At 44.9% G+C, this 15,784-nt stretch carries 15 protein-coding genes; 6 read left to right on the forward strand and 9 right to left on the reverse strand.

Annotated features, from left to right (window positions below; translation table 11 throughout):
* Positions 1 to 51 precede the first annotated feature (51 nt).
* The 6 genes from DET62_RS10595 to DET62_RS10620 form a co-directional block, all read right to left on the reverse strand.
* Positions 52 to 1,251: a BCCT family transporter gene (locus DET62_RS10595; RefSeq protein ID WP_110013879.1), complete on the reverse strand. Its 1,200-nt coding sequence runs from the start codon at positions 1,249 to 1,251 to the stop codon at positions 52 to 54.
* Entirely contained in the window at positions 1,245 to 2,939 is a 1,695-nt protein-coding gene (gene betA, locus DET62_RS10600) for a choline dehydrogenase (RefSeq protein ID WP_110013880.1), read from the reverse strand. Before betA ends, DET62_RS10595 begins: the two co-directional genes overlap by 7 nt.
* Positions 2,939 to 4,402: a betaine-aldehyde dehydrogenase gene (gene betB / locus DET62_RS10605; protein ID WP_110013881.1), complete on the reverse strand. Its 1,464-nt coding sequence runs from the start codon at positions 4,400 to 4,402 to the stop codon at positions 2,939 to 2,941. Before betB ends, betA begins: the two co-directional genes overlap by 1 nt.
* 29 nt (positions 4,403 to 4,431) lie before the next feature.
* A complete protein-coding gene (gene betI / locus DET62_RS10610) occupies positions 4,432 to 5,010 on the reverse strand; it encodes a transcriptional regulator BetI (protein WP_110013882.1) in 579 nt (192 codons plus the stop codon).
* Positions 5,011 to 5,033: 23 nt separating this feature from the next.
* Entirely contained in the window at positions 5,034 to 6,077 is a 1,044-nt protein-coding gene (locus tag DET62_RS10615; protein ID WP_110013883.1) for an alkaline phosphatase D family protein, read from the reverse strand.
* Between the two features lie 75 nt (positions 6,078 to 6,152).
* Positions 6,153 to 8,513 (reverse strand): TonB-dependent receptor, encoded by a 2,361-nt coding sequence (locus DET62_RS10620; RefSeq protein WP_110013884.1) that lies wholly within the window; start codon positions 8,511 to 8,513, stop codon positions 6,153 to 6,155.
* A 232-nt stretch (positions 8,514 to 8,745) separates the two neighbouring features.
* Here DET62_RS10620 and DET62_RS10625 point away from each other — a divergent pair, with 232 nt between their 5' ends.
* From DET62_RS10625 to DET62_RS10650, 6 genes are all read left to right on the forward strand, one after another.
* Entirely contained in the window at positions 8,746 to 9,435 is a 690-nt protein-coding gene (locus DET62_RS10625) for an aspartate/glutamate racemase family protein (RefSeq protein WP_110013885.1), read from the forward strand.
* A 13-nt stretch (positions 9,436 to 9,448) separates the two neighbouring features.
* Positions 9,449 to 10,132 carry a DNA-3-methyladenine glycosylase I gene (locus DET62_RS10630; protein ID WP_011235013.1) on the forward strand — a complete coding sequence of 228 codons (684 nt, stop codon included), beginning with the start codon at positions 9,449 to 9,451 and terminating at the stop codon, positions 10,130 to 10,132.
* Between the two features lie 96 nt (positions 10,133 to 10,228).
* A complete protein-coding gene (locus DET62_RS10635; protein ID WP_011235014.1) occupies positions 10,229 to 10,846 on the forward strand; it encodes an outer membrane beta-barrel protein in 618 nt (205 codons plus the stop codon).
* 157 nt (positions 10,847 to 11,003) lie between these two features.
* A complete protein-coding gene (locus tag DET62_RS10640) occupies positions 11,004 to 11,717 on the forward strand; it encodes an SIMPL domain-containing protein (protein ID WP_110013886.1) in 714 nt (237 codons plus the stop codon).
* 51 nt (positions 11,718 to 11,768) lie between these two features.
* Positions 11,769 to 12,374 (forward strand): DUF502 domain-containing protein, encoded by a 606-nt coding sequence (locus DET62_RS10645; protein WP_011235016.1) that lies wholly within the window; start codon positions 11,769 to 11,771, stop codon positions 12,372 to 12,374.
* Between the two features lie 44 nt (positions 12,375 to 12,418).
* Entirely contained in the window at positions 12,419 to 12,796 is a 378-nt protein-coding gene (locus DET62_RS10650) for a YchJ family metal-binding protein (RefSeq protein WP_110013887.1), read from the forward strand.
* Here DET62_RS10650 and DET62_RS14565 read toward each other — a convergent pair.
* The 3 genes from DET62_RS14565 to DET62_RS10665 form a co-directional block, all read right to left on the reverse strand.
* The gene (locus tag DET62_RS14565) at positions 12,793 to 15,057 is read right to left on the reverse strand and encodes a GGDEF domain-containing phosphodiesterase (RefSeq protein ID WP_243734990.1); all 2,265 of its coding nucleotides are present in this window, start codon (positions 15,055 to 15,057) and stop codon (positions 12,793 to 12,795) included. The genes DET62_RS10650 and DET62_RS14565 overlap by 4 nt on opposite strands.
* A gap of 72 nt (positions 15,058 to 15,129) precedes the next feature.
* Positions 15,130 to 15,636, reverse strand: coding sequence for a DUF2919 family protein (locus DET62_RS10660; protein ID WP_110013888.1), 507 nt, complete (start codon positions 15,634 to 15,636; stop codon positions 15,130 to 15,132).
* On the reverse strand, positions 15,566 to 15,784 hold the full coding sequence (locus DET62_RS10665; RefSeq protein ID WP_011235021.1) for a DUF2061 domain-containing protein: 219 nt from the start codon (positions 15,782 to 15,784) through the stop codon (positions 15,566 to 15,568). Before DET62_RS10665 ends, DET62_RS10660 begins: the two co-directional genes overlap by 71 nt.

Genomic DNA, 15,784 nt, shown 5'->3' on the forward strand with positions numbered 1-15,784 from the left:
AGGGTGTTAAATGGAGTTTAAGCAGTAGTCCGCGTAGACACCCTCTTGTTTCTACTTCTTCTTAACAGGCAGTGGTACCAATGCCGAGGTTTTAGGCAGCGGGTGCTGCTGTCTTCCCAGTGCGATATAAACAAAACAACACAAACCAATACCAATAACCAACGCACCAACCCACTGAATCTTTATAAACTGTACGCTAAACAATACCGTCAGTGACATCATTAAAAAGGCGTGTAAGGCCATGTACTTTTGTTTACCAAAACGCGCGACAGTCAAGTTCAGGTTATCGGAATAAAGCCGGATTAAAGAATCCAGTGAGTTAATGACAAAGACGATACCGACAAACACCATCGCCAAATTAATAAATCCGGAAGTATCGAGGCCTTTTAAGTGGAATAAGTATAAAACACTAAACCACAGGCCAATGGACAATGACGGCCATATCAGCATGGCTAAGAAGAGCCAGATGGTGCGCATGTTACCAACAAAGCGCGCAGTAAACTGACCAATCATAATGCTCCAGGCAAACCACCAGAACAGATAAAACGCATGGTAATCATTAATCGGCAGAACAAATCGGTGCAGATGTTCAAAGTAGTCTGTCAATAAGGGTAACGTACTAAAGTAATCGGGCGCAGAAACACTATTAGACATCAGCGCAATACTGCCAAGCCCAATAATCAGCGCAAAGAAGAGACCACCTGACGATAAGCTCAGGATTTTTACAAATTTCAGTTCCGTGCTTGAATACACTGAGAACAAAATAGTAGCACCAACAATCAGCGCGTAATACCAGGGAAAACCTTCACTAACGGCAATGCCGGGTAAATACCAGCTTAAATTAGCGAACAATAAATGCGCGGTAAAAGCACAGGTGCCAATTATCACGATGTTATTAATCCACTTAACCCAGGTAATCTCAAAGAATTTTACTTTGGGTTCAATTGCGCAGAAATAAAAACAAGTGACAAAATAAATAGCCCAGACCAGAAAGCCCCAGAAGCCAAACTCAATAGCCAAAGGGTTGGCAAAGGCGTACTCGCTGTTTTCTTTTATATCGGCGTAAACTGGGAACTCTGTCAGCGGGAACATGATTAGCCCGACATCCAGACCCGAGGTAAACAGAATAGCAATGAAAGTCAAAGTGGAAACTGGGTATCGACCGTTAAGCTTCAACCGCCCCCAGCGAACCACAATAAACACCACCATGGCCATAAAAAACAACATGCCAACACTGACAAGAGTTAACATGACGCGCTCCGCTTGGCCTCACCACTGCGCTGACGATGTTGCCATTGCGGGTCTTTATGAACGTCAACATCGGCCGTCGGCAGGTTCTGATGCTTGATGATATCCGACGCCCGCTCCGCAACCATAATGGTTGGCGCGTTCAGGTTGCCGTTTGGAATCGTCGGGAAAACCGACGAGTCAATAACCCTAAGTCCTTGCAAGCCCCGTACACGCATTTGAGAGTCAATCACTGCCATGTCGTCATCTTCGGCACCCATACGACAACTGCCGCAGGGATGATAGGCACTTTCTACTGCATCACGTACGAAAGCGTCTATCTGCTCATCAGTTACGATGTCTTTTCCGGGCTGTATTTCCTCGCCGCGGTATTCATCCATTGCCGGTTGAGCAATAATCTCGCGGGATAATCGTACGCAGGCTCGAAATGCGGTAATGTCATCCTGATGCTGCAAATAATTGAATTGAATCTCAGGCGAGGTAAAAGGGTCTGAGCTTTTCACTTTCACCCAACCACGGCTTTTCGGCTTATTGTGCCCGATATGTAACTGAAAACCATGCCCTTCAAAAGCAGATTTACCATCGTAGCGAATGGCTGCCGGTAAAAAATGGTATTGCAGATCCGGCCACTCAATACCTTCTTTCGAGCGAATAAAACCGCAGGACTCAAAATGGTTAGTCGCGCCTAAGCCCGTTTTGAATAAAATCCAGCGTACACCAATAGCCAACTTACTCAGAGGTCCGAGCTTACTGTTCAGCGTCAGCGGCTTTTTACACTGATACTGAAAGTAAAACTCCAGGTGGTCCTGCAAGTTTTCACCGACACCAGGCAGCTCATGCAGAGTTTCAATGCCAGCTGAAGATAAGCTCTCACTGTTGCCAATACCCGATAGCTGCAGAATATGCGGAGAGCCAATGGAGCCCGCACTTAAAAGCACTTCTTTATTCACAAAAAAGCGAACAATGTTGTTTTTCTCATAAAGCTCAACACCAATAGCCCGCTTGTCTTCCAGTAGCACTTTACTAACCTGAACACCGGTTTTTATTGCCAGGTTAGGCCTAGCCATAGCAGGCCTTAGATACGCATTAGCAGCGGACCAGCGCACACCGTTTTTCACGGTCATATGCATGGCACCAAAACCTTCTTGCTGAAAACCGTTATAGTCGTTGGTCTCCATATAGCCGGCATCAACTCCGGCTTTAATAAAGGCTTTGTACAACGGATTTTGCATATTGTTACCGTTATTCACCGCCAAAGGGCCACCTTTCGAACGGAATTCATCGGCACCAAAGGCCCAGTCTTCTGCCTTTTTAAAATACGGCAGGCAGTTCTGGTAGTCCCAGTCCTCTGCGCCACGCTCCTGCCATTCATCGAAGTCGCGCGCATGACCGCGAACATAAACCATGCCGTTAATCGACGATGACCCACCAAGAACCTTGCCCCGGGGACAATGCATTTCGCGATTATTCAGATAAGGCTCAGGTTCCGAATGGAACTGCCAGGCGTACTTTTTCGTATTCATCGGAATCGACAGCGCGGTTGGCATCTGAATAAAAATGCTTTTGTCTGAGCCGCCAGTCTCTAATAACAATACCGAGACATCCGGATCTTCTGTTAACCGATTGGCCAGCACACAGCCGGCCGAACCCGCCCCCACAACGATGTAATCGAATTTCTCATTCACTGTCATTAGAATGGACCTTCCAGCTTATCCATTCCGACATAAATTGATTTTGTCTGAGTATAAGACTTAAGTGCTTCCACACCGTTTTCACGACCAATACCCGATTGCTTGTAACCACCTACCGGCATCTCTACCGGCGAATTAGCATAGGCATTAATCCAGCAAATACCGGCCTCCAGCTGAGCGATGACACGATGAGCTCTGCGCAAGTCCTGACAGAAAATACCAGCTGCCAGTCCGTAATCAGTATTGTTCGCCCGTTGAATCACCTCTTCTTCGGTTTCAAAGGTCAGAACGGACATCACCGGACCAAAAATCTCTTCCCGTGTAATGCGCATATCGTCCGTGCAGTCAGTAAAAATAGTGGGGCCAATAAAGTAACCATTTTCACAGCCCGCAGGCGTTAATCGTTCACCACCAAATGCCAGGGTAGCGCCCTGTTCTTTGCCAAGCTCAATATAAGACATAACCTTATGCAGGTGATTTTCAGAAATTAACGCGCCGAGATTAGTTTCAGGGTTCATCGGGTCGCCAACTACGATATTGTTCTTGGTGCGTTCTAATAAACGCTCCATAAAAGTGTCATAACAGTCTTTATGCACAAAGACCCGGGTACCATTGGTACAGACCTCGCCCTGGGTATAAAAGTTACCCATCATGGCGCCGGTTACCGCTTCATCAATATCTGCGTCATCAAAGACAATAAGTGGTGATTTACCACCCAGTTCCATAGTGACATTTTTCAAAGTGCCTGCGGCTGAAGCCATCACTTTTTTCCCGGTACCAACCTCACCGGTCAGCGACACTTTGGCAATAGCCGGATGCTGAACCAAATAGCTGCCGACAACACCATCGCCATGCACCACGTTGAAGACGCCTTTCGGCACACCAGCTTCGATGAATATTTCTGCCAGCATCGCCGCTCCACGAGGCGTCTCTTCAGATGGCTTGAAAATCATACTATTACCTGCAGCAAGGGCCGCAGCCGCTTTCCAGCAAGCAATTTGCAACGGGTAGTTCCATGCGCCAATGCCAAAACAGACACCTAAAGGCTCGTGTCGTGTGTAAAAGAAGTCGTTACCGACACTTTGTTGCTCGCCCATCATTGACGGGCATAAGTTGCCAAAATACTCGATAGCATCCGATCCGGTCTGAACATCGACTTCAACAGCTTCCTGCCAGGGCTTACCGGTATCCAGCACTTCAAGCTTTGCCAGCTCGTCATTGCGCTCTCGTAGAATCGCCGCTGCACGTTGTAATACCCGGGCTCGCTCAATTGCAGAGGTTTTTGACCAAACCTCAAACCCTCTTTGGGCGCTTTCCACCGCATCTTCCAACAGCGACTCTCCTGCCGACTCTACGGTGTAAATCACTTTCCCGGTACCTGGATTGATAACGTCAAAGTACTCATGGTTACTGTCATCGACATAACAGCCATGAATAAAGTTCTTAAGTAATGTAGAGGACAACGATAACTCCCTTATAATTTGGCAATGGTTTAACTGACGCCGTGCTGTTCCAGCACACCATTAATGTATTTTTTGCAGTGTCTTTTCGCCTGACTGAACTTTTCTTCATTTGCCCGGCTCAATGCGCAGCGCAACCAAAAACCATCAATTAACGCGGCAGTCACTTCCGCTGCCTCACACGCACTTTCAGGATTCAATAGTTGCTTGAAACTGTAACGCAAATTGCTCACAAGCCGGCGCTTATTCAACTCCTGTAAGCGGTATAGGTCAGCGTCATGCATTGACTGTCCCCAAAAACTTAACCAAGTTTTCGTGCTTGAATCTGCCTGTTGCACATCAGAAAAGTTCAAATCAACAATTTTCATCAAGCGGTCATACGGATTATCCGGTGACTGCTCCATTTTGAGCTGAGAAAGCAAATACCTTACAGAGGCCTCAATTAGCGCCTGCTTACCACCAAAATAGTGGCTAATAATGCCGGACGACATCCCCGCCCTGCGCGAAATTAAGTTAATTGTAGCTCCTCGTAAGCCTACGTCAGCTACCACATCAATGGTTGCATTGATAAGCTGTTGACGCCGCACTGATTCCATTCCCACTTTTGGCATAGCTTTCTCACATAATTTAATTTTTATTCATAAGGTTCCAGCGTTGACAATCTGAAGCGATGCTCGTTAACGACATCACCTTCTTCATCGTAAAGTCCTAGAGTCACAACCGGATCGTCTTTTTCCCAGTCAACGTCCAGCGCGCCATAATTTACCTTATTGATAAACTGACCGATGCGGTGTTTATTGGGGCTAACGTCTTTCCACTCCTGAGTCAGTCCTGACGACGTAACTTCCCACAGTGGGTAGTCTAAATCTTCGTCGTAGTAACTAATTTCTCCCCAGTGGGTGTCGCCGCTTATCAAGATAACACCATTAACCTTATGTTTTTTAATAAGATTAAATAAACGCTGACGGTCTGACGGAAAATTAGCCCATGATTCCCAGCCGGTAAAGTCTGCCAAAAGTTGTAAACTTGAGCCAATAACTTTTATACGAGCTGGTTTTTGCAGCTCTTTTTCCAGCCATTGCCATTGTTTTTCACCAATCATACTGGCCTTAGGGTCGCTATGGACTTTATAAGGGCCCATATTCTTCGGCTCACGATCATTGGCGTACTCTTCACGTGTTACGTGGGCAACGTCATCCCGGTTCCAACGCAAATCGGGCAAAATTACGTGAATGCTTTCTTCGCCCTCACCGTAGGTGTAGGAGGTATAAATGCCATCCTCACGAGTGCGTCGTGGGGAGTCTTCCGGTTCACCCCAAAAATCGAGCATGATATCGCGCGACGCTTCTTTCTTCGGATAGTCTTTACCGGCATCATTAGCACCGTAGTCGTGATCATCCCAGATAGCGATAAGTTCCGCTTGTTCTTTTAACTCTTTAAAACTCGGCTTTGCACCCAGCTTTTCATATTTGTTTTGCAACACTGACATGTCTTCTGTGTCGCCATAGACATTGTCCCCGAGAAACACAAAAACTTCAGGGTCGTCTTTAAGAATACTATTGAAAATAGGAATGTCTTTGTCCTGATGCGAACACGAACCAAATAAAATACGGCTCGGTGCATCGGCAAAAACAGAGCCGCTAAGTAGTAACGTGGATATCGCGAGTAATTTATACATAAGTATCTTTTACCTTGTTGTTGCTAACATAAAGCAACCACATGCGGCATAACCGCATGTGGTTTCTCAGGCCATTTAGAATACAAACTTAGCATTAAACGCTACCGTACGTGGTGCACCAATCCAGCCCGCATTTGGAGCGATAGTACCAAGGTAATCTTCGTCAAAGACATTATTCACGGTGAAACTCAATTCCATACTGTCAATTCCACCACCAATGTCATAAACAGTCTTACCCACGTATAAATCACCCACAACGTAAGAATCACTTTCTTGGGTATTAGCCTGATCTAAGTAACGCTCACCAACATACTTGGTGCTAAAGCCGGCATAGAAGTCACCTTTAGTGTAATCAAAGCTAATGACGGCCATGTCCTGAGCGCTGCCCAATACCGTATTACCCCGGAACTCTTCATCGGTATACGTTGAGTCATTTTTTGTGTAAGACACATAAACGCCCAGATTATCACTGAGGTTGTAATCCAATGATGCTTCAATACCATTTGACTCAATACCACCAGTATTCACATAACCACCAGCAGCCGCTTCTAAGAAGTCGATGCCGTCAACGTCTTCATTACTGACAAAGGTAATCCGATTTTCAAAGGTAATGTCATAGTAAGTTAAGCTGGCGTTGAAGCCCGGTGTTGAGTAACGTAAACCTAAATCAATGTTATCCGCTGTTTCAGGTTCAACCTGGCTTACATCCGTATCATCACGCTCCAGTACCGCATCTTTAACAGCAGCAAAGTTCTCTGCGTAACCACCAAAAACTTCCAGTCCGCTGACCGGTAAAGGCGCAACAAAGCCAGCTGATAATAATGCATCAGAGTCAGACGATACGCTCAAGTTGTTTTCTGGGTTAAACTGGTCTTCTTTTGAAACCTCAACATCAAACTTTTTTGCACCCAGACGGAATTTTGCAAACCCAGCATCAATTTCGTCTTCAATGTAATACATTAAAGTTTCTACCGGGAATTCACGACTATACTGAACCCAGTAAGGGTTGCTTTCAGGGCGCGGGCTTGCTGCTGCATCAATGGTTTTATGCCAGTCACGGTATTCATCGCGCTGGTAATCTTCATACCAAAAACCACCGCGTAAGGTGTTTGCCATACCTGCAACAGTCGTATCCCAGACAAAGTCAGCATTTACACCGTAGCGTTGCTTCTCATAGTGGGTATGACGATGAGAACTGACCGGCATAGCGCCTTGATCGTAACAGCCCGGATCAATCTCGGCACCGCCGCCGCCATAGGGGTATCCAATTGAGCTTTCACAGCCCGCATTAGGAGATAGTGATTGACCATCACGGTTAACGAAATGAATTAAACCAGACTGTGAACCACCGTATGCAGTGGTCGACGGGTCAAGTTCAGAATGAGGGTTACCGGCACCGTCATCTGTTACATCAGCGATATAGTAAGGAATCCATTTACCAACACCTTCGTTCTCGTGATAGTAAACGTTGGTGCTGACATCCACTTCACCCAGCATGAAATCAGCTTTTAAATAACCAAACATGTTTTCACGTTCAGTTACCCAACCTTCACGAAAAGCCTGATCTTGATAAGGAACCCCCGTCCAGTCTTCGGTTAAGCCATCCCACTCAGAGTTTTGTTCATACTGTGCCAGACCGTAAACACGCTGGTAAGTATATTCCTGAGCATCGTCATAACTCACATAACCAGTTAAATCCACTTCACCAACACGGCTGATAATCTTACCTTCGGCATGATCTCGGGTATTGGTTACAGAACCATCCATGTAGTCGTCGTTTTGCTGACTAGACAATGAGAACCAGGCGAATGTATCTTTTGCAATTTCACCAGTGTCGTAACGAGCATAAACCTTCTGTGCATTGTGCTCGCCAATAGTGGTACTAACAGTGAACTGTTCTTCGTACGCCGGGCGAATAGTTGTAAAATTAAGCGTCCCGCCCAAAGCTTCGTTTGAGCGCGAACTAATGTCTGACGTTCCCTGCGAAACTTCAGTACCGCGTAAATTTTCAGTATCAATATAACGACTTGCTTTGGTACCACCGCCGTAATTTGAATTACCATTAGAGATGCCGTCTACAGTCATGCCAATTTGCTGAGATTCCAAATCTAACTGAAAACCGCGAATCGAAATACTGGTTGACCATTCATCAGAGCCAAAGGGGTCACCTTCGTTAACCAACACACCAGGCAGGTTATCAACCATTGCCAGAGCGCTGGTCATTGGAGTTTGTTGCTTTTTCATTTCAGCAGAAGCTGCGTTATTGGCGTATGAGACACTGCGGCCTGTAACGACAATGGCTTCCATTTGTTCTTTTTCTTCTTCTGCTTGCTGATTTTGGTTGTCTTGCGCCATTGCTGGCAGGGAGGTAGCAGATAATGCTGATAGTACAGATAATGCAATTAAACTTTGCTTCATAGGCACATAAGTTTTCATAAAAGTTCCCGTTTCTTGTGTTGTAGTCAAGTTCCTTAATATATGAGTCTAATGTGACAACGGCGTGAAGGTTAATTGATCGTTCAATTAAAATCAAACTTTCTTAATTAACTGTTCAATTAAAATAAAGTTAAACATAAGCTAGATTTTTTCCATCTAATATCGCCGTTAACTTAACGTCCAAACTGCGCTAGGCTATTTTTAAATAGCCTATTGCGGAGCGGAGGTCTTAATGAAAACAGTCGGCATTATTGGTGGCATGAGCTGGGAATCAACCAGCACTTACTACCGACGCCTGAACCAGCTAGTCAATGAACGACTTGGTGGCCTGCATAGCGCAGAGCTCCTGCTTGCCAGCGTTGACTTTGCGCCTATTGAAAAAATGCAAAGTCAGGGCGACTGGGACGCAGCCGCGCAGGCTCTTATCGGTAAAGCCAGACAACTTGAGTCCGCGGGAGCCGAATGCATTGTTATAGCGACAAATACAATGCATAAAGTGGCACCTCAGATTGAAACCGCTGTAACCATACCCTTACTGCATATTGTTGACGCGGTAGCCGCTCATCTCAAACAAAATAGTGTCCATAACGTTGGGCTGCTTGGTACCCGTTTCACCATGCAACAGCCTTTCTATAAAGAGCGCCTGGAACAAAACAATGTACAAGTTCTGGTGCCAGAGGAAGAGGACAGCGTTACTGTCGACAGCATCATTTTTAAAGAGCTTTGTCACGGTCAGTTTACTGAAAAAGCCCGAGAGCATTACCTTCGCATTATTGATTCGCTAGCCGAACGGGGTGCACAAGGTGTTATTCTGGGATGCACGGAAATAGGTTTACTGATTCAGCAGGAACATTCGGCTTTGCCATTGTTCGATACCACGGAACTGCACTGCCGGGCTATTGCCGACTGGATGTTGAAATAACAGCAGGTTAACCATGACAGACCTAACCACAGACTTTTCTCAATTTTATGAGCGCGCTTGTCAACGCAAAGGCGGCGAAAACGCTATGCTTTCACGCATGCCAAAAGTTACACCTGCAAGCGAGCTGAAACAGCTGGATGACCGGGTCATTTTATCAACCATTACCCGTTGTATTTTCCGCGCCGGTTTTGTCTGGCGCATTATTGAAGCGAAGTGGCCGGGTTTTGAAGAAGCCTTTAAAGGCTTTGTGCCTCTTTACTGGCAACAAGTGCCCCCAGAAGTCTTAGAGGCACTTTCCAAAGATGAACGTATTGTCCGCAACCAGCAAAAAATAAACACCGTGCCCGCTAACGCACGAATGATTGTGGAAGTAGCCGAAGAATACGGCAGTTTTGGTCAGTTTCTGGCTCAATGGCCATCGAGCCAACAAGCGGAGTTGTTGCATTATCTTAAAAAGAACGGTTCGCGATTAGGCGGCGTTACCCCACAGTATGTTTTGCGCGAGCTTGGCTGGGACGGTTTTATTCTTTCCAATGATGTTATCACCGCGTTGACCAACTACAAGCTGATAGACGCTTCTCCCACCAGTCAAAAAGGGTTAAAACAAGCTCAAAGTGCGTTTAACCACTGGCATCAGCAGACCCAGTTACCTTACAGTCATTTGTCGCGAATTCTGTCTTACAGCGTAGGAGAATAGACGCTCGTCAATCTCTTGTCAGGTTAAATATAAAGCAATTGAAGCACTTAGCTATTAAAGGTATATTGCCCGCTTTTCTCAACCAAGGAGAGACTTATGAGAAAAGCTGTTATCGCATTGGCAATGCTGACCTTACCTGGCGCAGTTCTAGCTGAGACCCCTAACTGGAATAAAGTTGATGCGTCCTATCTTGATACCGATGTTGGCGTTGACGGAGCTGGCGATCTTTCTTTCGACGGATTCAGAGTCGGCGGTTCGGCCGCTATTAATCCGGACCTCGTCGTTTTAGATAACCTTTTCGTATTTGCAGATTTCGACTCTGTCTCCAATGACGACTCAGGTTTCGATTTAGATATCGACTTTCTGTCAGCAGGTATCGGTTCATATAAGCACTTAACTAACACCACTGATTTATACTCGACAGTATCGTTTGAACGAGCAAAATTTTCAGGTTCTGGCCAGGGACTGTCGACATCGGCATCCGAGAATGCCTGGGGTGTTGGAGTCGGACTTCGCTCTATGATAGCTCCAAAAGTTGAGGTCGATGCTAAGGTGGACTATATCGCGTTTGACGAAGATACTTTTCGCTTTAGTGTATCTGCTTTCTATCACGCGACAGCAAACCTGTCGTTTGGTCTTGGCTATGAGACATACGGTGAAGTCCAGTACCTCGATGTTGATAGCCTAAGTGCTACCGTACGCTATTCATTTTAATAAACTTAACTATGCTTTCCCCCCTGCTGCTAACCCGCAGCAGGGCCAAATTAAACTCTGGATAAATTCCCTTCTATCGCCTATAAATAGTTGAGTGTACGCACACATTAACTCCCGTTGCCATAAGCCACTCTTTCTAAAAACTATGGGGATTTTGATGAACTCAACTAAGAATACTCTGATAATAAGCATTTCTCTTATCATCAGCTTCGCGATCGTTAGCATTATCGGTTCAAATGCAGTGCTTGAGCACAAGTCTATGGAGCGCAGTGTGACCGTAAAGGGGCTATCTGAACGTGAATACCTCGCCGACACAGTTATCTGGCCTATTCAATTTACAGCAGCCAGCAATGACTTAACCGAAATTTATGAAACCATGGAAGATTCAAACCAAAAGGTCGTAGAATTTTTGCGAGAAAAGGGTATTAAAGCTGAAGAGATATCCTCATCTGCCCCTTCCATTACAGACAAATCTGCACAGCGTTACGGCTCTTCTCAACCCGCAGAATTTCGTTATACCGCCACACAAGCTATTACTGTCTATTCCAGTAACGTAGAGCAGGTTCGCAGTGTCATGGGAGACCTTGCCGAGCTGGGTAAAGAGGGGATTGTTCTCAGCAGCGACGATTATCAGGCGCAACCTGAATACTTATTTACCCGGTTGAATGAGGTAAAGCCCGAAATGATAGAAGAGGCCACTAAGAAAGCCCGGGAAGTAGCAGAAAAATTTGCGACAGACTCGAACTCTCAGTTGGGTAAAATCAAACAGGCACGTCAGGGGCAGTTTAGTATCAGTGCTCGCGACCGACACAATCCTCATCTGAAAAATGTGCGGGTTGTATCCACCATAGAATATTACTTGTCCGATTGATTTATTCGTTTCACAATGCGGCTAACTCTTTGCCAAAAGGCTTATTAAATAATGAAAAGAACGCTGCAGTATTTGTTTAAAGGGTTAGCCATTTTACTGCCCATTGTTGTGACCTTTGCGTTACTGCAATGGCTGCTAGTTACCATCGAAAATTGGCTTAAGCCTATATGGATAACCTTACTGGGTGAGTCTTCCTATTTTCCGGGGCTCGCCTTTATTAGCTTTTTAGCTATTGCTTTGCTTATTGGTTTTAGCTCCCGCTGGAATTTCATTGATTCTCTCTGGCAGCTTCCCGGAAAACTTATCAACCGGCTGCCACTGCTGCGCAGTCTTTACGGTACCATTAACGATGTCTTTGAAATGATGTCGGGCAAAAACTTCGCTGAAGAATCTGTTGTATTAGTCACACTTCCCGGCAGCAAACTGCGGCTTATTGGTATTGTCACCAAGAAAAGCGGAATTAAGGGTGACCGCCTGTCGGAATTGATGAAAGATGACCAGGTGGCGGTATTTTTGCCCATGAGTTATAACGTCGGCGGCTATATGGTCATTGTGCCGGCGGATTGTATCGAGTCACTGACTATGAAACCTGCCGATGCCCTGCAGCTGACAATAAGTGGGGGCCTGGGCAAAAATCACTCCGGCAAAACAGATTAAAAACTGCAGTTGAAATCAGCGCGCGTGCTGGTAAAGTTCGCGCTATGAAACTATCTGAACCCTGCCCTTGCGGCCTCGATAAAACCTATCAACATTGTTGCTATCCATATCATAATGGAGAATCACTTGCGTCATCGCCTGAAGCCTTAATGCGTTCACGCTACAGTGCCTTTGTCGGACGCTTAGCAGGCTACTTAGAAGCAACATGGCATAGCAGCTACCGCCCCGCCTTTCTCGATTTAAGCGACTCACCAAACTGGCTTAAATTGCAGGTTATTTCTTCCAGCGTAGATCAGAATAAAGGGCAGGTGCATTTCCGCGCATTTTATTGCGACGGAGATGATATTGCTTTTATGGAAGAAAAATCTGATTTTATTTTCGAAGACGGCAAATGGTATTACTTAACCGGCCAGACAACTTAAGACAGCTGCTGACCGGTTTTATCTAAAAATACCAGACCGTGGGTTTTAACATGCTTCTCATAACGAGTTACTGTTAACGGCTTAGAAAAGTAAAAACCCTGAAACTCTGAAAAGCCAATTTCGGTTAATCTTGTTAACTGAGACTTTTCTTCTACACCTTCAACGACACATTTAATTTTCAATTCAGAGCAAATATTAAAAATGCCCTTAACTAAGCTGTATTGTCGCCCGGATGTTTTTATGCCACGAAGCAGCGCTCTGTCCAGTTTTAACTTATCAATCGGGTAATAAGCCAAGCGGGTAACACTGGAATAGCCGACTCCAAAGTCATCAACCGATACCTTAAAGCCCCAGGACTTCAATTCATTCATAAGCTCTAATGAGTTGACCCTGTCCGACTCCAGACAGGTTTCTGTTAACTCCAGCTCTATCTGTGAAGGTTTAACCGAAAAATCGGCCAGATATTTGACCAGCTTCGAAATAAAATCGGGCTGAGAAAAGTCAAGCAGTGAAATGTTGATGGCTACGGGTAACAGCGGAAAATCATTTTTCTTCCACAGCGATATTTGAGCACAGACTTTCTGAACAATTAAGTCGGTTAAACGACTTATCATTCGGTACTCTTCTGCAATTGGAATAAAAATAGCCGGAGAAATGGAACCCAGTACAGGGCTGTCCCAGCGGGCAAGTGCTTCAAGCCCGACACAAGTGCCATCGGCAGTCACTTTCGGTTGAAAACAAACATCCAACTCGTCGTTCTGTATGGCTTCATCCAAAAGAATTGAGATTTCATGGCGTTCCATAAACTCTTCCGAGTTTTCAGTATCATAAAGATGATAAAACTGGTTCACAGAAGCAAACTTCTTCGCTTCCAACGCACGGGAAACAACAACGTCGGCGGTTTCACCATGCTTAGGAAACCTGGCCACACCAAACTGAAAAGACTGCTGACATTTAATACCCTGAAAGGTGTATTCTTTATCGAGAGAGTTTTTAATATCCAGTAAAACGTCTTTTAATTCGTTCTCTACCGTCTTTGGCAAAATAAACACCAGCTTATTTAACGCAATAGTCGCAGTTAAACGCGGCTGCTGTCTGTGTTTCTTCAGCCGACTGTAAGAGGACGCTAAGAGCTTTCTGATAACACTCTCACCATACTTTAAGCGCAAATAGTCTTCGCTTTCACTTTGTGCGACAACCACAAAGAATTCACGATCTGACTTAGAGATTAACTTGTTGCATTGCAACTCAAACCAGTCACTATTCGGTAAATTTGTCTGAGTATCCAGGTAACGCAAACGGCGGTTTTCCTGCTCTAAAAACGTCAGGTTACTCTCCAGCGTTTTCTCTTGTGTGCAATCAACAAATTCATAAACATAAGAGCTGGCTTCCGGAACCTCTAATCTCACAACCTGTTGGTATGTATGCTCATGACGAATAATCTTACCACCCGTGGGTAATTTGGCATGATTAATATCGGGAAACCAGTTAGAAATAGACTGACAACCACTTCTCGTCGACTCATCTAAACCAAAAATATCACCGGCCTGTTTATTAAAATCTGTAATTAACCCGTCTTCATTAACAATAACTTTGGGTCTTCTCGACTCGGCAAAAAACACCCGGTAAAGCGAGTTCTTACCTTTTAAGTAATCGTTAGACTTTTGAGTTTCCTGATTCAGACGTTTTGCAGCGACTATTGTACGAGCCACTGCGAGAGGAATACAGATGTTAAAAAACAGAAAAATAAGTCCCAAAATATATAGAGACGCATCAGGTAACTGTTCGTTAATTCCTGTCAATTCTGATAAGTCGATATCGTTAAGAATAATATAAAACGGCACAATATTAAGAATGCCGTAGAATAATGCAGCACGTCCACCTAAAAGCATCAACGCTATAAGTGGTGAAGCATACATAAACATTGAGCTAACTTGTGCAAGGCTCAAGTCGACTAATAAAAGATTACAGGACAAACTCGCGGCAATAATCATGACATGCAGAGAATGAGCACAAAAATGATAGTATCGAGTACTTAACCAAAATAGGGTCAGCATCACTCCCAAAAATGTGGAGGTAACGCCTATAGTGAAAATTAAATGCAACTCTAATAAAGGGACAAGCGTATCAATAAAAACAGCTAATGAAAGGAAAGCTCCCGAGAAAAGAATAATTCTTAGTGCGCTGACTCGCCAATTGGGAACACCATTTTCTGACGTTCCTTCGTCTTTAAGCAGAAAAAAGTTATTTAAGAAGTTCATGCCGGTCCGAATCAGTTCTCAGACAGCCATTAAAGAACGTTAAACCTTAAAAATCAACTCCCTTTACTTAAGTTACTCTATCTTAATCAGGTGCTGTCGATAAAAACGCCAGTGTCTGGACTTTATTAAATACCAACCACAAATAAACCAACCAAAAACAATTGCTGCTCGTCCAAATGAAAAAGCACCATGTTGCTCAATGAACAACCAGGAAATGAGTACGGCATCAAAAACTAAAGAAAGTAATAACAGAGGTTGAGCAAAACGCATTAATCTATTTGCCCAGTTAGGTTTGTCTTCGCCGACAAAGGTGGTTGCCAGCAAAACAATTAAGGCAGGCAGGCCAATCAGTAGCATCAGCCCGAACTGCTCTGAACTGGTGTAGAAGAGTTTCAATAATCGAGTTCGGTCTTCAGAAAAAGTCAGAGATATGATGGCGGCGACATAGCCACGCATTTCAAATAAAAGCACCAGCAGGAGTGAAAGCGGGATACTCGCCCGGCCTTCTTTATCCAGGTATCGTGCTCTCTCTACCAATCGCTGCCCGGCGCTTGTCGCCTCGCTGCCAGATTTTTTCATGGAAATAATAACCTACTGTATTCACTAAAGGTTCAATCAGAGCAATAGCACCACCAAGCACGACGTCACCTGTCATTAACCAGACTACGCCAAAGGCGATAGTAAAATGCATGATACCAAATGATACTGTCTTTACTGCGTCTTTCAT

This window comes from Idiomarina sp. H2, assembly GCF_004364275.1.
In the GTDB taxonomy this organism is placed as follows: domain Bacteria; phylum Pseudomonadota; class Gammaproteobacteria; order Enterobacterales; family Alteromonadaceae; genus Idiomarina; species Idiomarina loihiensis.

Excerpts from the sequence above, each read along its gene's own strand:
- DET62_RS10595 (WP_110013879.1), bottom strand. The coding sequence starts at position 1,251 with ATGTTAACTCTTGTCAGTGTTGGCATGTTGTTTTTTATGGCCATGGTG.
- betA (WP_110013880.1), bottom strand. The coding sequence starts at position 2,939 with ATGACAGTGAATGAGAAATTCGATTACATCGTTGTGGGGGCGGGTTCG.
- betI (WP_110013882.1), bottom strand. The coding sequence starts at position 5,010 with ATGCCAAAAGTGGGAATGGAATCAGTGCGGCGTCAACAGCTTATCAAT.
- DET62_RS10615 (WP_110013883.1), bottom strand. The coding sequence starts at position 6,077 with ATGTATAAATTACTCGCGATATCCACGTTACTACTTAGCGGCTCTGTT.
- DET62_RS10620 (WP_110013884.1), bottom strand. The coding sequence starts at position 8,513 with ATGAAAACTTATGTGCCTATGAAGCAAAGTTTAATTGCATTATCTGTA.
- DET62_RS10625 (WP_110013885.1), top strand. The coding sequence starts at position 8,746 with ATGAAAACAGTCGGCATTATTGGTGGCATGAGCTGGGAATCAACCAGC.
- DET62_RS10630 (WP_011235013.1), top strand. The coding sequence starts at position 9,449 with ATGACAGACCTAACCACAGACTTTTCTCAATTTTATGAGCGCGCTTGT.
- DET62_RS10635 (WP_011235014.1), top strand. The coding sequence starts at position 10,229 with ATGAGAAAAGCTGTTATCGCATTGGCAATGCTGACCTTACCTGGCGCA.
- DET62_RS10640 (WP_110013886.1), top strand. The coding sequence starts at position 11,004 with ATGAACTCAACTAAGAATACTCTGATAATAAGCATTTCTCTTATCATC.
- DET62_RS10645 (WP_011235016.1), top strand. The coding sequence starts at position 11,769 with ATGAAAAGAACGCTGCAGTATTTGTTTAAAGGGTTAGCCATTTTACTG.
- DET62_RS10650 (WP_110013887.1), top strand. The coding sequence starts at position 12,419 with ATGAAACTATCTGAACCCTGCCCTTGCGGCCTCGATAAAACCTATCAA.
- DET62_RS14565 (WP_243734990.1), bottom strand. The coding sequence starts at position 15,057 with ATGAACTTCTTAAATAACTTTTTTCTGCTTAAAGACGAAGGAACGTCA.
- DET62_RS10660 (WP_110013888.1), bottom strand. The coding sequence starts at position 15,636 with ATGAAAAAATCTGGCAGCGAGGCGACAAGCGCCGGGCAGCGATTGGTA.
- DET62_RS10665 (WP_011235021.1), bottom strand. The coding sequence starts at position 15,784 with ATGAAAGACGCAGTAAAGACAGTATCATTTGGTATCATGCATTTTACT.